The sequence below is a fragment of the Paenibacillus dokdonensis genome (genome assembly GCF_004916975.1).
Taxonomy (GTDB): Bacteria; Bacillota; Bacilli; order Paenibacillales; family Paenibacillaceae; genus Paenibacillus_AQ; species Paenibacillus_AQ dokdonensis.
The window spans coordinates 3,021,521-3,047,502 of the sequence record NZ_STGQ01000001.1; the positions used below are offsets into that span (position 1 = coordinate 3,021,521).

Annotated in this window: 20 protein-coding genes; 5 read left to right on the plus strand and 15 right to left on the minus strand. The window is 44.4% G+C overall.

The window, feature by feature from the left end; translation table 11 throughout:
• Positions 1–28: 28 nt before the first annotated feature.
• The 8 genes from E6W40_RS13975 to E6W40_RS14010 all read right to left on the minus strand — a co-directional run bounded on the left by E6W40_RS13975 (position 29) and on the right by E6W40_RS14010 (position 11,749).
• Positions 29–1,330 carry an ABC transporter substrate-binding protein gene (locus E6W40_RS13975; protein WP_136606005.1) on the minus strand — a complete coding sequence of 434 codons (1,302 nt, stop codon included), beginning with the start codon at positions 1,328–1,330 and terminating at the stop codon, positions 29–31.
• A 434-nt stretch (positions 1,331–1,764) separates the two neighbouring features.
• On the minus strand, positions 1,765–2,889 hold the full coding sequence (locus tag E6W40_RS13980) for a GntR family transcriptional regulator (protein WP_168928929.1): 1,125 nt from the start codon (positions 2,887–2,889) through the stop codon (positions 1,765–1,767).
• Between the two features lie 619 nt (positions 2,890–3,508).
• A complete protein-coding gene (locus E6W40_RS13985; RefSeq protein ID WP_136606007.1) occupies positions 3,509–4,384 on the minus strand; it encodes an amidohydrolase family protein in 876 nt (291 codons plus the stop codon).
• Complete coding sequence (locus E6W40_RS13990) at positions 4,371–7,538, minus strand: GNAT family N-acetyltransferase (protein WP_136606008.1); 3,168 nt, start codon at positions 7,536–7,538, stop codon at positions 4,371–4,373. Before E6W40_RS13990 ends, E6W40_RS13985 begins: the two co-directional genes overlap by 14 nt.
• Positions 7,539–7,971: 433 nt before the next feature.
• Complete coding sequence (locus tag E6W40_RS13995) at positions 7,972–8,373, minus strand: RrF2 family transcriptional regulator (protein WP_136606009.1); 402 nt, start codon at positions 8,371–8,373, stop codon at positions 7,972–7,974.
• Between the two features lie 46 nt (positions 8,374–8,419).
• Positions 8,420–9,346 (minus strand): NAD(P)/FAD-dependent oxidoreductase, encoded by a 927-nt coding sequence (locus E6W40_RS14000; RefSeq protein ID WP_136606010.1) that lies wholly within the window; start codon positions 9,344–9,346, stop codon positions 8,420–8,422.
• 289 nt (positions 9,347–9,635) lie between these two features.
• Entirely contained in the window at positions 9,636–10,769 is a 1,134-nt protein-coding gene (locus E6W40_RS14005) for a DUF3626 domain-containing protein (RefSeq protein ID WP_136606998.1), read from the minus strand.
• 578 nt (positions 10,770–11,347) lie between these two features.
• The gene (locus tag E6W40_RS14010) at positions 11,348–11,749 is read right to left on the minus strand and encodes a PH domain-containing protein (protein WP_168928930.1); all 402 of its coding nucleotides are present in this window, start codon (positions 11,747–11,749) and stop codon (positions 11,348–11,350) included.
• Positions 11,750–12,031: 282 nt separating this feature from the next.
• On the opposite strand from E6W40_RS14010, the gene E6W40_RS14015 reads away from it, so the two are divergent.
• Complete coding sequence (locus tag E6W40_RS14015; protein WP_136606012.1) at positions 12,032–12,877, plus strand: hypothetical protein; 846 nt, start codon at positions 12,032–12,034, stop codon at positions 12,875–12,877.
• A gap of 119 nt (positions 12,878–12,996) precedes the next feature.
• Entirely contained in the window at positions 12,997–13,845 is an 849-nt protein-coding gene (locus tag E6W40_RS14020; protein ID WP_136606013.1) for a hypothetical protein, read from the plus strand.
• A gap of 482 nt (positions 13,846–14,327) precedes the next feature.
• On the opposite strand, the gene E6W40_RS14025 is transcribed toward E6W40_RS14020, so the two are convergent.
• From E6W40_RS14025 to E6W40_RS14045, 5 genes are all read right to left on the minus strand, one after another.
• Positions 14,328–14,729, minus strand: a complete 402-nt coding sequence (locus E6W40_RS14025; RefSeq protein WP_136606014.1) for a CBS domain-containing protein — start codon at positions 14,727–14,729, stop codon at positions 14,328–14,330.
• A 112-nt stretch (positions 14,730–14,841) separates the two neighbouring features.
• Positions 14,842–15,624, minus strand: coding sequence for a copper amine oxidase N-terminal domain-containing protein (locus tag E6W40_RS14030; RefSeq protein ID WP_136606015.1), 783 nt, complete (start codon positions 15,622–15,624; stop codon positions 14,842–14,844).
• A gap of 178 nt (positions 15,625–15,802) precedes the next feature.
• Positions 15,803–16,399, minus strand: coding sequence for a hydrolase (locus tag E6W40_RS14035; RefSeq protein WP_136606016.1), 597 nt, complete (start codon positions 16,397–16,399; stop codon positions 15,803–15,805).
• A gap of 22 nt (positions 16,400–16,421) precedes the next feature.
• Entirely contained in the window at positions 16,422–17,633 is a 1,212-nt protein-coding gene (locus E6W40_RS14040; protein WP_136606017.1) for a multidrug efflux MFS transporter, read from the minus strand.
• Between the two features lie 105 nt (positions 17,634–17,738).
• Positions 17,739–18,569, minus strand: coding sequence for an AraC family transcriptional regulator (locus E6W40_RS14045; RefSeq protein WP_136606018.1), 831 nt, complete (start codon positions 18,567–18,569; stop codon positions 17,739–17,741).
• 214 nt (positions 18,570–18,783) lie between these two features.
• On the opposite strand from E6W40_RS14045, the gene E6W40_RS14050 reads away from it, so the two are divergent.
• Positions 18,784–19,929: a lyase family protein gene (locus E6W40_RS14050; protein WP_136606019.1), complete on the plus strand. Its 1,146-nt coding sequence runs from the start codon at positions 18,784–18,786 to the stop codon at positions 19,927–19,929.
• 72 nt (positions 19,930–20,001) lie between these two features.
• Here the strand turns inward: E6W40_RS14050 and rpoN are convergent, their stop codons facing one another.
• Positions 20,002–21,315 carry an RNA polymerase factor sigma-54 gene (gene rpoN / locus E6W40_RS14055; RefSeq protein ID WP_246073001.1) on the minus strand — a complete coding sequence of 438 codons (1,314 nt, stop codon included), beginning with the start codon at positions 21,313–21,315 and terminating at the stop codon, positions 20,002–20,004.
• A gap of 106 nt (positions 21,316–21,421) precedes the next feature.
• On the minus strand, positions 21,422–22,969 hold the full coding sequence (gene pruA, locus E6W40_RS14060; protein ID WP_136606021.1) for an L-glutamate gamma-semialdehyde dehydrogenase: 1,548 nt from the start codon (positions 22,967–22,969) through the stop codon (positions 21,422–21,424).
• A gap of 168 nt (positions 22,970–23,137) precedes the next feature.
• On the opposite strand from pruA, the gene E6W40_RS14065 reads away from it, so the two are divergent.
• On the plus strand, positions 23,138–24,058 hold the full coding sequence (locus tag E6W40_RS14065) for a proline dehydrogenase family protein (protein ID WP_136606022.1): 921 nt from the start codon (positions 23,138–23,140) through the stop codon (positions 24,056–24,058).
• 112 nt (positions 24,059–24,170) lie between these two features.
• Positions 24,171–25,916, plus strand: a complete 1,746-nt coding sequence (locus E6W40_RS14070) for a sigma-54 interaction domain-containing protein (protein WP_136606023.1) — start codon at positions 24,171–24,173, stop codon at positions 25,914–25,916.
• Positions 25,917–25,982: the final 66 nt, after the last annotated feature.

Here is a 25,982-nt window from a genome sequence, read left to right on the forward strand (position 1 = left end):
GAAGTCCCCTCCCCGCCCATCAAGCATCTTATTTATCGTATTTCTCCAAAGCCTTATTAACCGTCTCTGTTACTTTATCCAGGTTCTCTTTCGGAGTACCGTTACCGCGGGTAGCCTTTTCCGTAGCGGAGGCTAACTCATTCCACAACAGCTGTCCTTCAGGAATAACCGGGCGGTTGTGTGAATTGGGCAAAATATTGATAAATTCCTTCATAATCGGATCGTCCTTGTAACCGTATTTGTCGTTAACCGAATCGATAACGGAAATTTGAGAGTCAGCGTTTAATAACGTTTGCCCCTCTTCTTTCCCTAAGAATTCGAGGAATTTCCAAGCAGCAGCGACATTCTTGGCGCCTTTAGGGATAATAGCGGACCCGCCTCCCGACCATGTCGTAAAATTCGTACCTGTTGGGGTCGGTATTGGTGCAACACCGTAATTTAAATCCGGCTTAAATTTTTCGATACCCTTCACCGTAAAGTTTCCACTTATCTTCATGCTGATTTGACCGGAAATGAACGGATCCATTTCCTCCGAGCCGGCTGCGCTTGTGAATCCGGCAATATCCTCGACATTGTATTTTTTGCCGAAGTCGGTCATCCATTGCAGCGCTTCAACGACTTTAGGATCATTTGCGGTAATTTTGCCAGTAGCAGGGTCCTGGAATTCTCCTCTAAACGCCCATCCCCAAGTATACAACCAGCCTTGCGAATACCATGGGATGAACCCGATTCGTTTGAAACGTTTACCATCCTTGATGGTCAACTTTTCGGCGGCCGCTTCAAGCTCGGCAATCGTTTTTGGGGGGTTGTTGGGATCGAGCCCTACTTCTTTAAAATGATCCTTATTGTAAAACAGCAGGCGGGAGTCCGTATCCATCGGCATTGCATAAAGCTTTCCTTGATAACTGGACTCGTCCCAAGCAAATGGATAATACAATTCCTTGGTAATTCCCGATTCTGCTGCCATCGAGGATAAGTCAGTCAGAGAACCCTGTGCTGCCCAAGTACCGACCTTAAACCGGTCGAAAAGGGCCACATCAGGCGGATTGCCACCTGCGACTGCAGTTAGCAGCTTCTGATCGGATCCCTCACTGGATTCTGTATAAACCAATTTCATTTTGATGGTAGGGTTTTTCTCCTCAAATGCCTTTACGACTTTATTCATATTATCTAAATCAATTGAGGTAAGACCATGCCACATTGTAACCGTTGTAATCCCCTTTCCGTCTTGATCGCTTGCCCTCCCCTTCGTTGAGCAAGCGGTTACAAGCAATAACATAGCCAGAAAGCAAGCAAGAATTGGAAATGCGAATTTTTTGGATTTCCTCATTTAAAAGCCTCCTTAAGTTAGGATTGATTATTTTACCTATAATTCCTAAAAAGCCCATATTAGTGCCTGATAAGTTCACATTTATATATAATTAATAGAAACATAATCGCACTCACAAGCTAATGTAAGCGTTAACACGATTGGCGATATTAACTATTAAAAATATTAAACGATAGACTTTCAGGTTGTGAAAGTGACTTTGTTATAAGGAATCATCCGGTTATACTAAGTATATTAATATGCTTGGTATAATGTGTCAATTGCAATATTACGACATAAAAATTCATGATATGCAGCTAACCCCTAAACCAATCCATGATGTGAGATAGGCTTTAACATAAAAAATAAAGTGCCGAAAAGTCCTTACGGACTCCTCGACACTTTGAACAAACGTATCCTTGCTTTAGCTTTGCTGAACCGGACTTGTATTCTCCCTAACCGTTATTTTTCACGATCATGCGATGTTCAATGATGTTCAGCTCTGGTACGGCTGTTCCTTCCAACTGGGAGATTAGCATATCCACCGCCAACTCACCCATCTGCTTCTCATCCTGCTCAATGTGAGTGAAGATGGGTTGTCCCAGGTGATCGTTTAGCGAGTCGAAACAAACAATTTCGAATTCCTCTAGAGACTTCCCCAGCGAGTTGATAACCTGAGCCAGCATCGTAGCTATTAGAAATTCCGACGCAACAAACGCCTTTACATCAGGGTGTTGTTGCAAAAAATGCTTCACTGCCTCTTTATCGCTTTCAGTCGCTGTTCCGTCTATGTTCATAGGAAGGGTGCCCTTCAAGTTCGTCAATAAATACTCTTTGTTCAAGTTCATCCCCTCTTGGGTGAAAGCAAACGTATATCCGAGCAGCCTTTCCTCCAATGTTGAAGTGTTCTCTTCCGGCGGTGACAAAAAGGCTATTTTCTTGTGTCCTTTGTTAATCAGATGGCGCGTAAGATCCATGGCTGCTTTCTTATTGTCTGTGTAAACCGAACACACCGGAATTCCTTTTAGATACCTGTCCACCAAAACAATTGGAAACCGATCAAACACAAGACGGAGCAGCTCCGAATTATAGTGCTGCCCATGAATGGGGGTCACGATTAATCCTTTGATACCCAAACTAATAAATAAGTCGATCGCGCGTTTTTCCTCATCCCGATCCCCGCGAGTTCGTTTGATAATGAGTTGATAATTATGCTCAGCACTCCGCCTTTCCATCGATCTAAGAAGTTGTAGGCCAAACTCGTCTGAAAAATTAGGTATAATAAACCCTATCAACCGCTTATCATCCTCAGGAACCAAGGTCGTTCTTACCTCTGAATAATGCTTCGGCTCTTGTCCTCCAATTAAACCATCGGCCACATAAGAGCCTTTTCCTTGTATTCGTCTGATAACCCCGGAATCCGCCAATTTCTCCAGAGCCTTTTTAGATGTAATACGACTGACACCAAACTTTTCAGCCAATTCTTTTTCGGAAGATACACGATCTCCTTCTTTTAATCGGCCTTCTTTAATCTCTTGAACAACATGGAGATATATCTGCTCATATAAATGCAATTCCACTAAAACCACCCTGCCATCATAATGTTAATATACTAAGTATATAATACAAGAAATAATTCGCAAACTTAATCATCGATATTTTCCTCTTTCGTGAAAATAATCACCATCTATGTATATTTCTGAAAATGAACCTTTCTCACCTTGTATTAAGTAGCCCTACTTATGAAGACAAATTATAACAAGGATAAAAAGGATGCACATTCTTGGAATGCACACCCTGACGTGTAGGCTATATTTTATTCTAATAATCACTGCATTGCCAAGCTTTCCTTCAGCGCTTCCAGCGTCGTGACAGGATCACGGCAGGAAAAATATTCACAGACATACGCCGTCTTACTGCTGAAATAGAACAGCGCTCTTTGCATCTCGGAAATCCTCGACCATATAATCCTTCAGAGTAATGGCATGTTGCGGATACTCCCCTTCGGAGTCCGCTTCCTCAGCAGAATAAATGGCACCTATCGGTGAAGTCATATTCCGTTGGATATAGGTTAACGCAGACTAGTCCACTTCCGCCCGGAGATGCTCACCCGTGTTCTGAACACCTTATAAGCTATTATTTGCTATATTTTCTTATTCTCATGCGCATTGCGCTCTAGCTGTGCTCTTCCCGCTCCTCTCAGAGCGCCGCAATCCGCTGCTGAATGCGCGGAAACAGTCCAAAGGCATTCTCGTAAAATACTTTCTCATGATGCTGTTCAGGCACGAGTCGGCGAACGAATTCCGCATAGAGGTCAATTGGCGCGAGCGGCCAATCGGTTCCGAACAACATTTTCTCGTAGTGATCTGAATACACCAGCGCCCGGCGAAAATGGTCCATGAATAGGGGTTCGTTCATAAACCTTTCAAAATGGGGACGATCGCCGACGACGAGACCGGACAAATCGGCATAGACGTTCGGGTTTTTGGCCACCACTTCGGCAGCGTCCATCACCCAGGGATCGCCCAGATGGCAGATCATAAAGTTAACGCCACGCTGCTGGTAGGCTAATTCATCCACGGTGAGAGGATGCGCATACTTGAGCAATCCATTCATCGAATACGTATCGCCGGTATGAATGACCACGGGTACGCAGTACTTGGCAGCTAACTCATAGATCGGTGTATAGATTTTGTCATAGACGTAATGATGATAGTAACCGGCATACAGCTTAATTCCCGCTACCTCGGGTGCTTGCAGCCGCGCTTCGATCCGGTCTAGCTCCTCCAAGGCGTGTTTACCTTCGAGCCTGTTCGGATTGATGCCGACGCATTCCATTAAGAACGGCGGAACACTTTCTTCCAAGTTAAGGCCCATCGGATTGGGAGAGGTGGAGTCGGGAAAGGCTCCCTTCGTCTGCTCCGTGACCCCCATTCCAATGCCGAGAACAACATCGTTCTTGTCAAACTCTGCCTTAAGACCAGCGGCAGTGTAATCGACTTTGGACAGATCGACCGCTGTTTGATGAAAGCTGTCGATGTCCGACAGATGAATGTGAATATCAATGATCGGCATTTGTGGTCTCCTTTTCGGCAGTAGGACATTCAAAAGTCAGCTTCAGAAGGCCACGGACATCATCTGGATTCAAAGCGGATTCTCCCAATATGAGGAGGGTCGGCTGTGTCCAAGCGGTTTCTCCATTCAGAAGTGGAAGATGGTGATTCACACCGTAAGAGAACACCTTATTGTTCACATAAGCCGAAGCCCTCTGATTGGAGCAGCTATTCACGATATGCAGCATGTCCTTACGCGAAGCCGCACCGATTCGTATAAGACCTTTGGAATCAATATGGGCTTCGACCTTCCCATGAAGGAACTTACCTTCTTCGGGGAGTTCCATCCATCCTTCAGAAAAAACTGGCGATGGCTTGAAGTAGCTATTCTCCGATAGCGAATACTGCGGCAGAACCATTCCACTATCATTAGTCACCGAATGCAGCACACAAAGCACAGGGACGCCGGGCAGCATAAGGTAATGCTGGTTAATGGTGATCCCCCGGTTTGCTTCCTGCTTCTCGATGGAAGTGGTTATTCGTAGTCCCTTCCAGACGTTGCCGTGAATATCAATACGCTCCGCCCAAGTCACTGTTCTCGGCTCCTGCTGCCGACTAAACCCACCCAAGCCGGGAATTCCCACGCCAAGTCCACCGTGCCAGGGATTCCACCAGGAACGCGGAACCGCTTCCGGATAGGAGCTGTCGAGCCATTCTTCTCCTTGATGTTTCAGCGAATGCACGAAGCCCCCGAACTCAGGGGCAGCCGCTATCGAGAGAACTCCGTTACTCACCGTGTATAGAGAACCAGCCGGTCCTTCTTCCATCCCGCAAACGACGGTTGATTCCGTCTGTGGGAACCAGAGACCTGAACGCTCCTGAATGCGATCCTCTCCGTGATAAACGACCCGGATCTTCCTAACGGATTCGCTGTATCCCGGCGATTCCATTTCCTCAGAAGAGAGCTCGAATCCCGCGGAGCGCAAATCCTGCTCCTTTTGCAGCTCCATATCTGCCGCTACACGCTCCGCTTCTCCATCGTTTTGCACATACAGTTCAAGCCTCCCGGCAAGCGGAGTCATCTTTCTTTCGATTAATTCTGCATGAAGTGCCCCCGTCACAAACGGATTTCCGCCGCCTAGCGTTAATTCAAGATGATCATCCAACACCGGTACGACCGGATTCCTCTCCATTCGGGCGAAGGAACGGAAATCTGACCACTTGGCGAAGGTGTTCAGGGCAAACACAGTCGCCTTTGTCCGCACGGTGTCTCCGGCGGAAATCCGGCCAAGATTATGCTCCAGCCCAAGTGGATATTCCGGTCGAAGCAGCTTCAGAGAAGGGTCCCAACATATTCCGCATGTGACGTTCTCTTCCTTGCAGAACAGCCAGTTCTCTGTGATCTGGGCGCTATCCCAGCGACTTGGATCGCTGGCGTATACGTCGCCCATGTCCACATAATGGCCTTGATATGGCAGGATGAGTCGCTTACCGAAGAAACCGAAATTCGTCAGCAGATACACGTTCTCATCCAGCCCTTTACTGCTGGTATTGCAGATCTCATGATGAAACTCAGTGATACCGTTTGCGAATAGCTTGGCCACCGTTTTTATCTCCAAGCCTGGGAAGTCTTCGGACTCATAGAGAGCTTCGAGAACCTGGCTCTCCTCTTTCGAATAGATCTTCACTTCTTTCGCTTGCTTCTTGGAGAATTCCTCTGCGAACGGCTTGCCTATCTTCGGATAAGTCCACCAAAAATTGTGGCTGGAGCCGGGATAATCAATCCATATTGAATTGTCGAGCTTGTTGAAATGGAGGGAGAATGCACCGTTAACGACGATCCATTGATCCCCGTCCTCCCCGCCAAAGCGGCCCTGCGTTCCTTTCATTAGGACGGAAAGCTTGCTTGTAAAGGAGACCGCCTTCTGCCCAGCTGGAACGGCCGTCACCTCAACTTCCCGCGAGTAGAGCCCGTAAGACCGGAGTGTGAAGGGCACCGGGACAGAGGCTTTGCTCTTAGCCGGAATCGTGAAGCGTACCGCATGATCCGCCCACTCTATGAATTCATCCCCAGGCAAGTCAAAAGAGAACTCTGCTTCCGAGGCAAAATTATTCTCCACGTTCAGATAGAGTTCGGCTGGAAGCCCCGGATACAATTCCCGGGTTGGCAGCACTACCTTCATCTTGACCGGAAATTTAGGGGCGACGCCAATGCGGAACTCAGCCCGCTTGTCACCGATGATCCATTGGCTCTTGACAACCGGATGGGTCTTCTTATCGTTCTGCTCCTCCCGGACGGGATCAAGCTCGAAATCGCCCTCTATGATGACCGTTTCTCCCGGAGCGAGCGTTGATGCAGCAGCCAAGGCAAAACGGATATTCTTGTCGTTCTGGCCCTTGATCTCAATCGCCAGATCGGCCGCAGAGCGATTCTTGATATGATAGCGAATCTTATAGGGGAAGCCGAACACAAGATCATGGTCGTCAATCTCGGTGAAGATTTCATAGTCAGGTGTGTCAAGAGCAGTCAGACCGCGCCCGGTTTTCTCGAATTCCGCCCGCAAGGAGAGCTCTCCCTTTTGCCATGTGTAATCCAAGAAATCAAAACCGCGCTCCCTGCGACCATCCGGCTGAATGAGAAGCTCGCGGGTGCTGTCTGCATACCAATCCAGCTCCTTGAAATAGGGAGCAAGCGCTTCCGTTTGCAGAACGGTTGGAATAAAGTTCATCAGATGGACGTAATCTTCATTTTTTTCCCAGAAGAACCCACATTTCTTATACATCGGCACGGCCTTGGTGTTGCCTGCCCAGGTAAACAGATCGAGACGCGGCCAGCCCGCTTCTACTGTTTTGCGGACGACGTTCAAAATTAGATTGCGGCCTACCTTGTAACCGTGATAATCCGGTCGCACATTCAGAAGCGGTACGTACAAAGCTCCTTCGTCATGACGGTAGTGGGCGAAACTGCAAAACCCAACCACTCCCTTGCCATCGACAGCGAGAAACACATGAAGATTGGACGAAATCTCCATTTCCCGGCGCACGCCGTCCTCTGTTCTTTGGTTGGTGCCGCCGCCCCAGCTTTCGTTGCTTCGATTCCACATCTCAGCAACCGCCCCAGCGTAGGAAGGGTCGTATTCAATAATGCGGATTTGCTCCGCGATATTTGTTGACATGAACTCATCTCCTTATTTTTCAAATATGAGTATGTATTCGTAAAAAAGTGATTCTGGTTGGCTTCTCTAGAAAATGGAACACAACGATATTGAATTCCCCTATAAGTTCTTATTATACTATCAATTGGAAGATTATGGCGAGAATTAAAACTCCTTCTCTCCAACAAAAAAACCTGTCCGCACTATGCTGCAGAAATTAACAACATAAAAAAACGGCATTTCTGCCGTTTGTAATAACTCGAATTGACTGCTTGAGGCTGTCTGTAATGTTTTGTGGTAAGGAAAATATCTCCGCATGATGGTTTTGAAAGGCTGATTCTTTCAATTTGATCTTTTATTGCTGCGATCATGAAATCATGATCGGGATTATGGCAAACAAAAGGGGACTTTGGGGATTTGTTATATCTATAATTAATATAAAAGAAGATGCTTTTTATAAACTCATCTTCATTTTTTGTGCGAGCTCAGCCATCGTCTGATTTCTTAAATGTTCTTCCATCTTTTCTTCCGCCAATAGTACCACCTGCTGAATCGGACATTCTGGTCCATGATCCAAGCTGCAATCAAACAAAGAGGCCGTCCCTTCAATGGCATGAATAATATCCAAAAACGAAATTTCTTTCGAATTCCGCTTTAACCGATACCCGCCATTGGCACCTGACGCGGATTCAATCATTCCTGCCTTGACCAGCTTGGTTAATATTTTGGATAAATACGTAGGGGAAACCCGCTGCTGCTCCGCCAGCTGCTGTACACCAACAGGTTTATCGGGAGGAGCTGCTACAAGAAAAAGCATGGTGTGAAGGGCATAGTTCGTCGCCTTCGAATACTTCATTAAAATCATTCCTTCAATAAAGGTTTTTATTTATCGATAATAACTTTTATATATCGGCATCGTCAAGTATTACACATTCCCAATCCTCTTCCATCAACTCCGTATTAATGCTGACAGCTGCCATACTACCGGCGGCCGCAGATACAATCAGCTGTGAGGGCGCTCCGGTGGCTGCTTCTCCAGCCGCAAACAACCCGGATATCGTACTTTTCCCTATTCCATCGGTCACGATTCCGCCTAATTCTGTTGTTTTCAAACCAAGATCTTGAAAGGGAGCCTGTGGCAGCCACTGAGGCGTTACGAATCCTCCCGTTCTGTCAATCCGCGAGCAGTCTGTAAATTCCACCTGCTGCAGCTTGCCTTCATTGCCCAGAAAAGCGGCTACTGTTTGTTCCGACACGATAATATTTCGAGAAGTCAGTAGCTGTTTTTGTTCATCCGTCAGAACGCTGCGGCCATTTGTACAAATTACAAGATCCCGACTCCAGCTGTAAAGCAGTTTAGCCATATGGAAAACACCTGGATTCTCAGACACCACAATCAATGACTGGTCCCTCAACTCCCAGCCATCGCAATAAGGGCAGTGAAAAAGACTTTTGCCATATAGTTCCTTAATACCCGGAATATCCGGTAAAATTTCCTTGAGCCCGGTGGTAATCAGCACTTTACGGGCTTGGATCGTTTCACCTTTGTCTGTTGTAATCTCGAATCCGTTTTGAAGTTTGCGAATATGAGTAACTTTTAGAGGGAAGTGTCCTACCGAAGGATATCGCAGCAACTCATCATATGCAATTCTCCGAAATTCGGCCGGCGCAACGCCATCCCGAGTCAAAAAACCATGAGAGGCATGAGTAACCGCATTTCGGGGCAGATTGTTATCCAGCAGCGCCACACTTCTCCTCGCCCTGCCCAGCACCAATGCCGCATTTAGTCCTGCCGGGCCTCCACCTATAATTGCACAATCGTAAATCATAACCACCATTCCTTCCACAAGTCTCGATTTTTCTATAAAGTACATTGTAGATCAGTTATATCCACAAATCAACAAACGGGTATTTGGATACCCTATGTGATGTAAGCTAGCTGAGCTTATGCACCAACCGAACCTTGAATATTCTTTTGGAACAATCCGCTACTCCCGTTATCCAAGTAAAAAAATCGTCGATAGCCAAGAAAATGGGATCAAGAAATCCACAAGGAAATTCGCTTATTTTTTCGTTTGTTTACTTAAACGCCCGTCATTTCTAGTATACCAACTCTTCTTACAACTTAAAGTTTCGGAGCGGCTTTCCATACCGTACCAAAACATGCCATAAGAGCTTTAATTCCTGAAGTACTTCTTTATCGGTTCCTCGGTCCCGCCATGCTGCAGGATCATGCTTTAAGTGCATAGCAGCAGATCCAATCATGTTCGCATCGATATAGCTGTGATGAGCAATACGCTCAGCCAAGGAGGGCATCGTAGGACCTCTAAAATCTGAAGGCACTTCGTCTACCCACATCGCGAAACCCATGTGCCAATAGAGTTGGATGGAATACTGTAAACATATTCGCTCCAAGATTCGCCCTGTTGGAGTACCCTTGAATGAAGGATCGGCTACTAAGATTTCCACATCTTCCTTAAGACGAATGTTTCCATGAACTTGCGCTTCAATATAGTGGTTAAGATTACGTTTAGCCTCACTTCTTGAAAGATCTGAGAATGGCATTGTGAGATGAACCCGAAAATGGTCGACTAATTTTTGCGGTCGAAGATTTTTTTTCCCTAGAGCGGAATCTCTTAAGAAAATCTCCTCTAGTAATGCCGCCATCATATCATCAAATTCTGCATATGTCCCTTTCTGTACAGGGTTTTGATGCGAATCCAAATAGGTGTATGTACTGCGATAAGAAACCTCCGGGGATAGAAGGAAATAGCATGAGCCAAAGCGCGGAGCTGGCCCATCCGGATGACGCATCAAATCAAGGGCGCCATATTTAGGGCGTTCGCTATTCGAAGTACCCTCTTGTTGGTATGCTCCTCCAAATAGTCTTTCCTCCCACAAATCACGTTGACCACCAGGATAGGCTGATACACTGCCATTGGATAGTAAGGTCTCAAATTGGCTCTTATATACGCCTTGCTCCAGTAGCGCCACTGCAACACTTTTCTTTGCCGGATCTAGTCGATCTGGATGGAAATGATGTGACTTTATTTTGGCAACAGCATCTTCAAATTCTTCCCGATCCACATTAGACATTTGAAGAATTTCATGGATGGCCTGAACTGCTTCACTTTTTCGGATTCGCGCGTAATTCGTAACATATTCTAAAGCCGATAATTGTGACTCTGATAGTTCCTCAATGAACTGAGACTCTCTTTTTTTATTGGCATTTTCATCGCCTTGCCACCCCATTACTAATTCACTCCTTTCTAGACCAAGTATATAAGTAAAGAGACTTAATTTCATGCAATAATTCCTTCTAACAGGATATCGTACAATTGCATTGGTTTATTTTTCCTATTTTACTTATTTGGGGGCGTATTATATCATGCGACAAAACAACTCTGTAGGGTACAACATTTAGGGGAAGACGTATAATTGACCCTATAAACTGCAAGTTCACGCATCACGATTCATCCTTTGGCAGAGTATTTTGACGTTTTTCAGTGTTATGAACGACCATAACCAGTCAAGCATCCGCACTTTATAGCAATATGATGCTGATTTTTATTGCGCTCGTGATGTTTGGCGGCCTTCTGTTTGTCCTGTCATACAAACGCAATCGTCAATGATTTACTACTCCAGGGTTTCTCCTGGGCTTCATGAATTAGAACATAAAGCCTCCAAATCCATTTCAATTAATGGTTTTGGAGGCTTCTTCATGCTTATTGGATGACTGCTGGTTTACTTGATCGATTTTCCTTGCAGCCTAAACATCCTGAATGGCTGCCTCTATTAACTCTAATCATATGGGAATCATTTTGAATGACCTAATTATAAAATTCACCTTGATTTACAGACCCTAAAATACTAGCTGCTGTGCGCATTGGATTATTACCTGCTAGACTCGTAACAATACTATCAATATGTTCATATACTTCACGAGGTTTTTTTATCGACATGAGCACTTTTACAGGTGTATCGACATCGGCAACATTTAAATGAATCGAACCACATCCAAATACACGCTGCCAAAAGGGCAAAACAATACTCTTATCAAGTACTTTATAGAAATCCAACTCATCCTCTACTAATGAAAAGAATCCCCGTCTCGTAACCAATCTTTTTTCGTATACAAAGTACTTCGTGAATGAAAGTGGCAAGCCAAAAATTGTACATTTTCTTCCTGACCAAATTAAAGCCCCTCGCGTTGCAGATCCTTGATTTGACACTATTGCTTCCCCCCATAAGGTACAAATGATTATTTAGTATATACGTGAATGATTCAGTCATGTTTCAGATCCTAAATGATCCAGTCTGTCGAAATTGTAACACTTCATGATCTCTGAAGAAAGTAACATTACTTATGAGATGCAATTCTCACTGGCAATTTGGTTTTATTTGTTATGTATATGCCAAATCATTGCTTTCCTTTACTGATCCTGCATATTAATTGACCACTATTAGATTTACATATATACTCGCCTAGTGGAATATTAAGGAGGTTATTACATATGAAAGAAACTACTGATTCCATCGATACGAGTCCAGACACGCTTACAACGATGCTTCGCATGGCTCATTCGTTTAAGAATTGGGACAATCTAATTAGACTATCGGATGCTTTATACGACTTAGCTCTCAGCATGTTTAACGGTGACCCACGAGGAAAATCCTACCTGCAAAAACCATTGGTTTATTATTTAGGGTTTAGCAGTCTGATGAAGGGATTGTCTTTACAAAAGAAAAAGTTATATCAAGAAGCTTTATTAAGTATCGAGAACTACAAAGACCTTAGCTTATTCTCGGATGGCAGCGAAAAGAGTAATAACATCGTTGATAATTTCAAATTCTTTGCTGAAGCCAATCGTTTTTCCATCCATATTTTATCTGGTGATAATCGGAAACTGGATGATTATGCTCAGTTTATCCAACGATATCCAAGCGAAATATTGCCTGGTTTCATTACCATTTTAGAGCATGCGACTGCCCATAACATTGAGGTTGATGAAGAAATCGCTCCATTACTAGAGTTCGTCCTTCATTCTGTTGATGATGAGATAAATTCTGATAAAAGATCATACTATTTCACAATTTTTTACTTATTAGCGATTTATAACTTCAATAATAAAAGATATCAAGATGCTATAGATTATAATCTGAAATATTTGGAATCCTCCGATAAAACAAATGATGATCAGCATTTTAAAAAGGCAACTGCTCTCCATGAACAATTCAGATCCCATGCCTCAACACAACAACTAGAGCGCTATAACTCAATCTTAAAGAACTATTTGTTCGGAGTGATTCGTGATGAAGAAGGTTTTTCTCTAGACCGTCTTATAGTTAGGAATTCCTAGTAATGGATTGATTACAATATAAAGCACTGATGACTTTAAATTATCCTCTTACTAATAATTGACCTACCTTTAATTAACATATAGACTCATGATATGAATGATTAAGGGAGGAGAAACATTTGGAAACGGAGTTAACACAGATTAAAAACAGCGTAGATTTTTTAGTAGCGACGCTTCGTATGGCTCATTCTCTTGAAAATTGGGATAATCTCATCGTTTTGGCAGACAAACTACTGGATAAAGTGTATAGTCCTTTCAAGGAAAATGCAGAAATACCCATTCCTTATATGGAAAAACCTTTGGTTTATTATATAGGCTACGGTAATCTCATGAAAGGTGTGGCTTACCAGAAGAAAAAGCATTATAGAGAAGCTAAAATGTGCATTGAAAACTATAAACATCTCCATCTATTCTCGGACGGAAGTGAAAGCAACAAGAAAATCGTTGACGACTTTAAATTTTTTGCGATAGCTAATTTATATACGGTCGATATTCTATCTGGAAAAACAAACATTTTAGAGGAATATGCTGCATTTATTCAGAAATACCCTTCTGAAACGCTGCCAGGCTTAATTACTATTCTAGAATGTGCGAATACGAATAATATTGATGTAGATTCAATCATTGAATCTCTGTCGGATTATGTAACGAGTATCAGATATGAAGAATTGAGCTCAACGGACTGTACATATTATCTTTCTATTCTCCATCTACTATCCATTTATTATTATAAAAGAAGTCATTTTGAGCTTGCCTTAAATTCCACTATACAAGCATTGATTTTTTCTGATAAAATTGGAGATGACAAGCAGTTCAAAAAATCAACTGCACTTTTTGAGATATGTAGACCGCGCGCTTTGCCGGAACATCTCGATAAGTACTACAACGTTTTACAAGACTATCTATTAGGAGTGATGAAAAATGAAGAATGTATTACTCTCGACACTGTTGTTACTAGGGATCGTTAGTGCAGGCGTAGTTTCAGCACCTACCACTTCCCCAGGAATCCAACCTCTAAATCATGGCGTAGGCTATGACGGGAAGTAAAAAGTAATTAAGCAGTACCTCATGGCTGATTAATACATAGAAGATCAATCGTAAACCACTCACATCCATTGAATCAGCCATGAGTCTCCTATAGTTTAACCCTCCGTTTTCCAATATTCCCAATTTTCAAGTACTATTAATCATGCCATCCGACGTCTGAACTCTGTGTTTGCCTCCTTATTGTTTTATCAAATATACAGAAACCCAAGTCCTTCGGACCTGGGTTTTATTAGTATGTTAATTCTTTGGATTAATTAACTTCTGCAAAGTAGTAAAGTAAAATGAAGACAACCATTATGCCAAGTATAGTCCATAGAAGAGCATTAAAAGCATTTCTTTTCATATACACTACCACCTTTATAAAGGCTAGAAGGACTATGTTTAAAAAAACATGCTCAAACCACTAATCGGTAATATTACTCGTGTAGTACTCAATAATATCCTTACGACGGATGATTCCGACGAAAATTTGGTCGTCTACGACGGGAACAAAGTTCTGATCGGCAGCCAATTCAAGCATATCCTCCAGATTTGCTTGAATTGCAACGCATTCATTTTTAATACGACGTTTGATCTCATGAACTTGGACGATACTCAGGTTGTGAAAACTCAATCCGGAAGTATTCTTCATCTTCCATAATAGATCCCCTTCAGAGAGCGTACCCACGTACTTCCCCTTCTCATCAATAACAGGAATCGCCGTATATTGACTTTTCTCTAACATTTCCATGGCCTCCTGCATGTTGGCAGTTGAGTGAACATAAGCCACTTTGTCTTTCGGGAACAGAAAATCGGATATTTCCATCGATCAGAACTCCCTTCCTCCGAATGATGCATTTCGTTATATCAATTTTAGCATACTCAGAAAAAAGAGAAAACTTGATGTACATCTAAGGGTTCGAACAACCCCTCTCTAATTAGAAATAGATATACTTAAAATCAATTTTGTCTATTTTCCAGCTATGATCTACATACTTAAACTGCATCGTACGTGAAAGCCATACAAACGTCGTAAAATGCGTGTTCTGTGAGATCGTTGCCTCCGAATTATACATGTTACTGTAAGTCATATCACCTAGATTTTTTGAATCAAATTGGGTTTTAAACGGCAGTCCCTTATACCAAATGATATTTCCTAGTAATGGGCCAGTCAGATAAGGTTTAAAATATACTTTTGCCTGATGTGTATCGGAAATCACAGCTGCCTTGTTGGCGATCTGTGTAAATATGTTTAACTGATCTGCCGTCATTTTGGGAATCGGTTTAATCTGTGTATAGATGAGAAGATCGGATTCGGCTAATTGAACATGCGCTGCCTTAAATGTCTGGTTCCAGCTGATACTCGCCCCGAAAGCATCTCCCACAAACTTTAACGGCACATATGTAACTCCATCAACGATTTGAGCAGGTGCATCTAAAATGACTTCCTTGCCGTTAACTGCAACCTGCTTTGAATTCAGTTTCAAGGCAATATTTGAGTCTTTATCACCAATGTTAACCGTCTTGGATTCTTGGTTCCAATCCACCTGAAATCCAAAATGTGTAGAAACCACTCTAATCGGAATGAATGTTCTGCCATTCAATATTTTACCGTTATCCACAATGATGGGTGGTTCCTTCGCATCGGCAGCTGCCGATGTTGAAGTTACTCCGGTAACACTAAACAAGAAAATGATGAGTAAAGAAATGATTTTTTTCATGATGTCTGTTCTCCTGATGTGATATTGAATGATGTAGCCTAGAAAATTATATACATTTCAACCAATATATACAATTCCAATTACTGTGAAATAAGTCTTCAAAAAAAGAACGCCAGTGTTGGCGTTCCTTATACTATCATTCCTAATAGATAGAGCTACAATCATTGCTCATTCTATTTTATTTCAACATCTCCGCCACTTTTTCACTCTTCCGAACCTTACCGATCCTAGGAAAAATTGTTTTGCACACATAATCATGTTCTTCCTGGGTTGTGGCGGCCATGGCATCTTCTGCAAAAACTTGATGATATCCGTGCTGATAAGCTTCTCTTGCTGTCGTATCCACACCAATGGAAGTAGAAACACCGCAGAGCACAATCGTGTCAATGCCACGGCGGCGCAGCTGCAGATCAAGATCCGTACCGAAAAATGCTCCCCATTGACGCTTGGTAACGATATGGGCATTTGGCGTGTCGGCTAATTCAGGCACAATGTTATCCCAACCTTCCGGCAATTGCATTTGGCCCATTTTTAAATCCGTATTAGGTTTAAGCATATCTTTACCATCAACCGATGAAACTTTTACTAGAACGACAAACGCGCCTTTCTCTGTAAATGCATCCACTAATATGCTTGCGTTCTGTATAACTTCAGGACTCGTATAAGGAGCGCTCTGACGTCCGCCGGCAACGATTCCCTGCTGTAAATCAATAACCACCAGCGCTGTTTTCTCTGCATTTAACCATTCTGTTTCTGCTGTTTGTACATGTTCCATGTTCATATCTCCTCATCATTCATTATTGTTTTCCTAAAGCCAACTCCTGATTGTTAAGCTTTTTATACACTTTAAAATAAACCCACACGGCATTCATCAACAGCAATGCACTCGTGATAAAAAACACATCCCGAATGCTAAACCAGGCCGCCACCTGTCCGCCCAGGACGGCCCCCCCAAATACGCCCAAATACCCTGCCGACATGTTAAACCCAAACACCCTGCCTGTCAGAGCATTCGGCGTGATCTTTTTGATCAGGATATTGACGGAGGGAATCAGACCTGCTGCAGTTAAACCGAATAAAAAGCGTAATCCCATCAGCTGCCACGGATTCTGCACAAAGGCTTGGGGGATGAATAGGATTCCTGCTGCGATCAGGGCTGCAAAAATCACTTTATGTGCCCCTATTTTGTCCGAAAGCTTCCCGAGTCTTGGAGCGGCAATAATGTTCGCCAGGCCCGAAGCCGAAAATGCCAAACCGGCTAACAAAGCAACATGTCCGCTATGGCTGGACAACTTGGTAATATATACAGTAATGATGGGCTCTACCGAATATAAGTCCACCGTTAACACCAAGAAAGTTACGAATAGGGTAATGGTCAAGCTTTTTTCGGGAACGGTATGCCATACGTCCTTGATGCTAGGTGTTTTTTTATTCTCACGAACGAAATTTTCCTTTACAAATAATACCGTCGTGATAAAGGCGACCATCATGAGCAGTCCTGTAATAAAAAATGAATTTTGCAAACCAAAGTTCTCTGCTATAAATCCGCCGATCGTCGGCCCAAGCAAAGAACCGGCAATATTTGCCGTAGAAAGTGTGCCTAACGCATAACCCGCATGTTCCTGATCCGTCTGTGTGGCAATCAATGTCGTACAGGCTGTGCTGTAACCCGTAATCGCACCCTGCAATAATCGGAGTCCGATCAATACATATACATTGTGCGCAAAACCCATGCAGCCTACAACAACAGCCATTCCCAAGCTTGCACGCAAAAGCATCGGCTTGCGCCCGAATTTGTCAGCGGCCTTTCCCCAAATGGGTGAAAAAATAGCTGAAATAATAAAGGTTATGCCAAAGGCAATGCCTGAGAACTGCGCAATAGATTCCGTATTATCCACACCAAGCTGCTTGATATACAGAGGCAAAATCGGCGCAATCTGACTCATGCCCACACCGGTTACAAACATGCCAAACCAGCACACGATTAAATTTCTTTTCCACATCGGCATAAAAAATAGACCTCCTTTCTGCTGTATGCGAGAGTTGTTGTACAAAACCATGAACAATAACTTCCTCATAATAGCTCGAAGATAGGCCTAATTCCATGCACGATCTTAAATTCCATGGACATTTTTGCTGTAATATTCCGATGGACTGATGCCTTCGTTTCTTTTAAATATCCTGCTGAAATAAAATTCATCCGTAAAACCCAAGGCTTGGGCAACTTCCTTCACTTTCTTATCCCCTTCAATCAGCAGCTCTTTGGCCTTATCGATTTTCATCCTGTTAAAGAACTCTATGACCGAGTAACCGGTCGTCTCTTTAAAAGTTCTGGATAAATACGTAGGCGCTAATTGGACCAGGTCCGACAGCTCATTCAAGGTGACTTTGTCGCTGATATGCTGAAGCATGTACTGAATGATCTTCTCAACTTTCAAGGAAGCCGCGTCGCTTGAATGCTGCTTTTTTATATGTTGAACTATGGCGATGAATAATTGCTGGATTAAGGTCTTACAAATGAATTCATACCCCGGAAGCTTGGCATTCCAGCAATCCACTAACTTTTGAAACAGATCCAGAGCAGGATAGGCATCTTTTAATGATTGGGCAGACTGGAGACCAAGCGGTTGCATATCGTCTGTAACCTCCCACTTGCCTTCATGCAAGCTCACACGTGCATAGCTGAAATGAACGGTCAGGAAACTGGCCGGTTTCGAGGGATTCGGTTCAAAAGCATGGAATACACCCGGAGCGATGTAGTACAGCATTCCTTCCTGGACCGGATGTTTTTTTTCACCGATGGTTATGCTGCCGGCGCCTCCTGTAACCAGAATGAGCTCATGATGTGATAGTGTTCTGGAGAACGTACGTGGAACCCTCAATGGCTCCTTCAATTTCCTGCCATTGCAATAATGAATGTGAAAAAAAAGCTGGTTGCTATTCATAAATCCCTCCATGCTACAAATACAGATCATCTCATCGCAACATATGCCTATTATACCCAAATGGTTGAGGATGTCATGTTTATTTCAGATGTAGTCCCCGGTTGAACCGAAAGTGGAATGAAAATTGCTTATTAATATAGTGGATTACAAACATGAGTTATCCAATGCAAAGCTGAAACCGTTCACATGAATAAAACTTTCGGAGGGAAAATAGATGACCAGAATCGAACAAGATCACTTAGGGACTCGAGAGGTCCCCTCCTACGCTTATTACGGCATTCAAACACTGCGCGCCGCCGAGAAATTCCCGAATGCAGGCACGCCCGTTCATGACGAATTTATTATCGCGATGGCATGCGTGAAACGCGCTGCTGCTCAGGCTAATCTTGAGCTTGGCATGTTACCGAAGCAGATCGGTCATTGCATGATCAAGGCTGCGGAAGAAATTATGAATGGAAAGCATCTGGAGGATTTTACATTGGATTTTGTCCAGGGCGGAACTTCCGATGCATTGAATACGAACATGAACGAGGTTATCGCTAATCGGGCTCTTGAGTTTATGCTTGAGGATAAAGGGAATTATTCATTAATTAATCCGGACGGCCATGTAAATCTAGCACAATCATCGAATGGGATCATTACCGTGGCTCTCCAAATCACTGCCTATCAGCTTACTCATAATTTGATTAAGTCCACCGATCAATTGATTACCTGCCTGCTCGCCAAAGAAAAGAACATGGAGGAGCTTTACAGACCCGGGAATACGTCTGTGAAAATAGGAACCCCTCCTTGGCTCGGCCATCAATTCGGCAATGCTGCCCGTAACCTGCTCCGGGATATGAAACATCTTGTCATGGCTGCCTCACAGCTGCAGACGATCGATCTGGGCGAAGCGTTCACCAACTCCGAATCGAACACGAGCCCAGATTTCACGGACATCATCACAGCGTATTTAAAGGTCAACACCCAGCTTAACATGACCACCATTAAAGACCGGAGTGATACAACCTGCAGCAAAGATGCATTTGTTGAACTTTCCTCAGCGATAAACCAATGCGCGGTAGATATATCGAAACTATGCAGCGATATTCGCCTCGCCGCCGCTTCGTTCCCGTCGGATCAGAACGAGCCGTATTTGAGCATCGGAGTGAATACGGAAGCAGCCGAAGCTCTCAACCAAATCGTATTCCATGTCATCGGACTGGGCCATGGCATTCGCCTCGCCGCTGAAGCCGGGATGGCGGATCAGAAGGCTGTCCCGCCCATTATCGCCTATAATTTATTGGAATCCATGAAATTACTCATCAAAGGAATGGATTCATTGCAAAGTGAATTTTCTATTTCATTCATGTATCGGTGAATGGTGAACTCATTCAGTCATATTACAAGGGGCTGCCTCAGCAATGAATCCTGCTGAGGCAGCCCCTTGTATTTATATTTTGCGTCTTCGGCTCGAAGAAGAAAGAATCTTTAATTCTTCACGATATTTGGTAACCGTTCTGCGCGACAGCCTTACCCCTTCCGAAAAAAGTACATCAACGATCTTCTGATCGGAGTAAGGACGGGTTTTATTCTCGGAATCGATGAGCTCTTTGATCCTCGCTTTCACTTTCTGGGAGGAAGCTGTCCCTCCACCCGAAGTCGAAAGTCCGGCAGCAAAGAAGTATTTTAGTGGAAAGAGGCCATATGGGGTACGCACGAACTTATCATGAACCGCCCGGCTTATCGTTGATTCATGCATATCCAGCTTGCTGGATATTGTATGCAAGGTCATGGGTCGGAGGCCTCTGACCCCTTCTGCCAAGAACTCATTTTGCTCCTCCATCATGGCGTATACGACCTTCATCAAGGTCTGCTTCCGCATCTCAATGCATCGAATAATCCATTGTGCCGACTTCACGCAATGGTTCAAATACGAAGAAGCATCTGTCGATTGCCGCAGCTTAACCCATTCCCCGCACTCATGGCTGATGGAAAGTTTGGGAACAGCCGAAGATTGCATAGAAACTGTAAAACCATCGGCATGATATTCGACAATGGCATCCGGAACGATATAATGTTGTTCGAATGCGCCAATCGAAAGCCCGGGACGAGGATTTAAGCTTCGTATATATTTATAGGCGACCATCACCTGTTCCCTTGAGATCCGTAAAGCAGAAACCATGCGTCCCAAGTTTCCATCTGCTAATTCCGTCAAATATTCATCCACGATCTCATATGCGTAGGGAACAGCAGCCGGATCTCGGATGATCTGTAGCAGCAAACATTCTCGCAAGTTTCTTCCCGCTATGCCTGCCGGCTCCAGCGATTGCAGCTTCTCAAGCGCAGCCTTCAGGAGTGCCTCGGAAATATTCAGTTCCGTCCGAATATCGTCAAATGTGATATCCAGATAACCATCATCGTTTAGATTACCGGCCATGTATGCAGCAGTCCGATACACTTCTGGAGGGAGCGAGAGAAGTCGCAGCTGACTCTTCAGCCTCGCCTCCATTGTTTCTTGTGCTTTGTTCACATTCCAGAATGGATCTTGCATGAAGTGCTTTTCTTCACCGTTTCTGGTCTTTCTGCCATAGATATAAATATCCCTGTGATCCTCAAGTTCCAGGACAGGGTTCTCTGTCGCCTGTTCCTGCAAATACTGAGCAAGCTCATAACCCGACAACGTTAAAATATGAATGGATTGTTTCAGTTCAGGAGTGATCGCCAGTTTCAAGCGCTGATCTTGCACCAATTGATAGCCTATCAACGAAACTCTCCCCTTCCGCGCAGGTTGTCTCTTCGCAAAAGTATGATTCTCTATTCACTATACTTAAAAATATCCAAATTGAACATTGCTGCCGCTGTCTAATATTTTAGAATCGATCGCATACCAACTTCGCTTGCGTAAACAATAATAAATAATCCCTACCACCGGCTTTCGAATCCGTACCCGACATATTGAATCCGCCAAACGGATGCGTTCCGACCAATGCACCTGTGCATTTGCGGTTGAAGTACAGATTGCCCACAAAAAATTCCCGTCTTGCTTTCTCCAGATTGGCTCCATTACTTGAGATCACTGCCCCGGTTAAGCCGTAATCCGTATTGTTAGCGAAATCCAGCGCTTCATCGAAGGATTTGGCTTTTGTAAAAGCAACGACCGGCCCAAATATTTCTTCCTGGGAAATCCGGGCATTGGAATCCACATCTGCGAAGATGGTTGGCTCGATGAAAAATCCGTTCGGATCCCCCGTACCGCCCCCAAGCACCAGACGCCCTTCCTGCTTGCCAATTTCAATATATTCACGAATCTTCATGTATGCTTTTTCGTCGATTACTGGTCCCAGGTTAGCTGCTGCATCGGCCGGATCACTCATAACCAGTTTACTTGCTCTTTCCACGACTCTCTCCAGAACCGTGTCATAGACATCCTCATGAACGATAACGCGGGAGCATGCCGAACATTTCTGCCCGGAGAAACCGAATGCGGAAAGCGTAATCGTGTCCGCAGCCAGATCCAGATCGGCTTCTTTGTCAACAACGATCGCATCCTTACCTCCCATTTCAGCTACAACGCGTTTAATCCATTTTTGCCCTGGATTCGGTTTTGCTGCCCGTTCATTAATACGCAAGCCTACATCGCGAGAGCCTGTAAAACTGATGAACCGGGTGAGAGGATGATCAACGAGATAATCGCCGACTTGCCCACCAGGTCCGGGCAGGAAATTGACAACTCCAGCAGGTAACCCTACTTCTTCCAGCAAGGACATGAATTTCGCAGCAATGATCGGCGTTGTGCTCGCCGGCTTCAGTACGACCGTGTTGCCGGATACAAGAGCCGCGGAGGTCATGCCTGCCATGATCGCGAGCGGGAAATTCCACGGAGGAATAACGACACCTACGCCAAGAGGAATATAGTACAGTTCATTCTCTTCCTCTGCGCTGACCGTCAAAGGGTGAGGCTGGCTGAGACGCTGCATCTCGCGCGCATAAAATTCGAGGAAATCGATGGCTTCGGCCGTTTCGACGTCGGCTTCCACTCTCGTTTTTCCAGCCTCAAAAGTCATCAAGGCAGAGAACTCATGCTTGCGCCGTCTTAGAATCGCAGCGGCCCGGTACAAATATCGGGCACGCTCATTCGGATCGGTACGTTTCCATGTTTCAAACGTCGCCGCTGCAGTTTGGATTGCTTTCTCCGCGATATGGATGTCCGCTTGCGATACAACGCCGATTACTTGCGTTTTATTTGCCGGATTTATTGAAGAAATTTTGTGGTCGGTCATGATTCTCTCGCCGCCGATAATGAGCGGGTAGTCCTTGCCTAGTTCGGCCTCCACTTTCTTAAGAGCTGCATCGTATTCTACATTATTGTGTGCTTCCTTAAAGTTAACGAATGTCTCGTTCCTGAATTCTGATCTCATAAATAAAAACCATCCTCTCTCTAATGAGTTGTGTAATTTAACCTGCTCTATAAACTAGAAGCAAAAATCATGCCAACTCCCTTAACGATTGTTTTGGTATGAATTTTGCTTAACTAATGATGCAAGTTGACACATGACAATATTCAACATCTGAAAGGGGAAATACCCATGGACAGTACAGAATTATACCGGAAGGTGCTGCTCTCGATTTCAGGCAATCAGCTGGTCGAGAAGCTTTCACTACAATACGGCAAGAAATTGGCAGGCAAATTCATTGCAGGAGATACCTTGGCTGAGGCTCTAGCCGAAATCAAAATCTTGAACAGCAAAGGCATCATGGTCACTTTGGACCACCTGGGGGAGGGAATCAAACAATTAGCGGAAGCTGCTGGCTACAGGGAAGAATATATTAGACTGGTTAACGGGATCGCTGAAGGGAACGTAAACTCTAATGTTTCTTTGAAGCCCACCCAAATGGGTTTAGCTCTCGATAAGGAAGCCTGCTATGACAACATTAAAGCCGTCGTAAGCCAAGCCAGGAAGCATAACAATTTTGTGCGCATCGATATGGAAGATACACCATTCACCCAAGCGACGATTGATATCGTACTGCGGCTGCATGCGGAAGGGTTGACCAATGTTGGCACCGTCATTCAAGCCTATTTGTTCCGCACGGAAGATGATGTGAAGCGATTGATCGAAGCAAAAGTAAATCTTCGTCTGGTTAAGGGGGCATATAAAGAACCGGGAACGGTTGCCTATCAACAGATGAGCGAAGTCATTGACAACTACAAGAAGATCATCAAAATGCATTTGGACGGAGGCGTATACACCGCCATCGCCTCACATGACGACCGTATCATACATTGGGTCAAGGAATATGCGGCGAAAAACGGCATTTCCAAAGACGCTTTTGAATTTCAGATGCTGTATGGCTTACGAATGAATGATCAGGAGCAATTAGCCAAAGAAGGTTTTCGGATCCGCTGCTATATGCCATACGGTACCATGTGGTATCCCTACTATACGCGCCGGTTGGCCGAAAAACCCGCAAATTTGTGGATGGTCGTCAAAAATATGTTCAAATAGCTACGTATTCATAATCAAAATTCAAAAAGGATTTACACTTAAAATCAGGCTGGGTATAATGACCCTAATAATACAATGAGCTTACATTCTTCATGTATAGGGGGTCAGCTGAATGAAACATCTATTGCCCAGTCTGGAACGTCTTATTCGAACGAATTACAAGATTGTCGATCTGTCTGACCTGGCATCACTCCAAGATAGCCATGAAATAGAGCATGACTTCCCTGTTTTCCTGAGAAATGATTCCGGACAATATGGATTGTTGAACACGCCGTCCACTACCGATAACCCCTCAAATTTGCCAAATATAATCAACGTCCAAACCGTCAATGCGGAGGATTCCTTGACCTTCATCTCTACTGCCTTCGCTTCTTGTTCTCTTGCAATTGTCCTGCGTGATGGCCAGCCTGTTGGTTATGTTGCAGCCCCGGATATAATCGAAGCAACCGTGCAGGCGCACAGATATATAGAAGCTTATTTTACAACCACTTTGAAAACGCTTAATCCTGACGTCGCGATCACACTAATAAATGAGGAAGGACATGTAGCAGTCTGGACATCCGGTGCAGAGCATATATTTTCTATTCAAAAAAACGAGATCATCGGCAAACCGGCTTCGGATTTTTTTCAAGTCGACCGTCTGCAATCGCTTAAAACGCTTGAAACCGGCGAATCCGTACATAAAATGCAGCATCGGCCGCGGCAAGATATGTTTGTCCTCATTAATTCCACCCCCGTAAAATTGGATGATCGTATCATTGGGGCTGTTGCAGCGGAATCCGATTTGACCACACAGATGAGACTGCATCAGGAGCTGCTGCAGATGACAAGCAAGGTTCATCATCTGCAGAAGGAAGTTGCGATGTTAAGCCCTTCAAGCGATCCTTTCCAGCATATCAAAGGAACGAGCACTACGATCAAATCTAGCATCGACACAATTAAGAAGATCAGTACGACGAAAGCAACGGTCCTTATCCAGGGAGAAAGCGGTACTGGAAAGGAACTCTTCGCCCAGGCGATTCATAATTCCCGCGAGCAGAGCAACGCCCCGTTTATCGCAATCAATTGCGGGGCTATTCCGGCCGCCCTGTTCGAGAGTGAATTATTCGGCTACGAGAAGGGTGCCTTCTCCGGAGCTGATCCGAAAGGCAAGAAAGGTAAAATCGAATTAGCCAATGGAGGCACGCTTTTTCTCGATGAAATTGGGGAAATGCCCCTGGATATGCAAGTTAAAATGCTTCGAGTACTGCAGGAAAAGAATTATTTTGCGGTCGGCGGCACGCAATTGAAGAAAGCAGACTGTCGCATCGTCGCTGCAACCAACCGTGATTTAAAGAAAATGATCACTGAAGGCAGCTTCCGTGAGGATCTCTACTATCGACTGAATGTCGTATCCCTGGATGTCCCCTCCTTGCGTGACCGCAAAGAAGATATATATGAACTTACGCAATCCTTTCTGCATGAGTTCTCACTCGTTTATGGACGTCATATCCAATCATTCACGCCCGATGTATTCGAGGATTTGCTTCAATACGATTGGCCCGGCAACATTAGGGAACTCCGAAACATCGTTGAGCGGCTTGTTATTTTCTCCACCGACGGGGAAATCAAACGTGAATACTTGCCTGCCAATATCTATTCAGGAGATCATAAGCGCCGGTCTCCTGGCCCGCCGGCCGATGACCTGAATACAGCTGAGCTGGACGGCTCCGCATTTCAGGCTAAACTCGACGAATTCGAGCGCAATCTATTGCTCCACACCTTGGAATCAGCCAATGGAAACAAGCTTGCCATCGCGAAGCAGCTCGGCATTTCGAGAGCAACGCTCTATAACAAGCTCAAGCGGCTAAATTTATAGCCACGATACGAATGTTCATTTTATTAGACATCAAAATTCGAAAATCTAAAATTTTAAACACTTCCT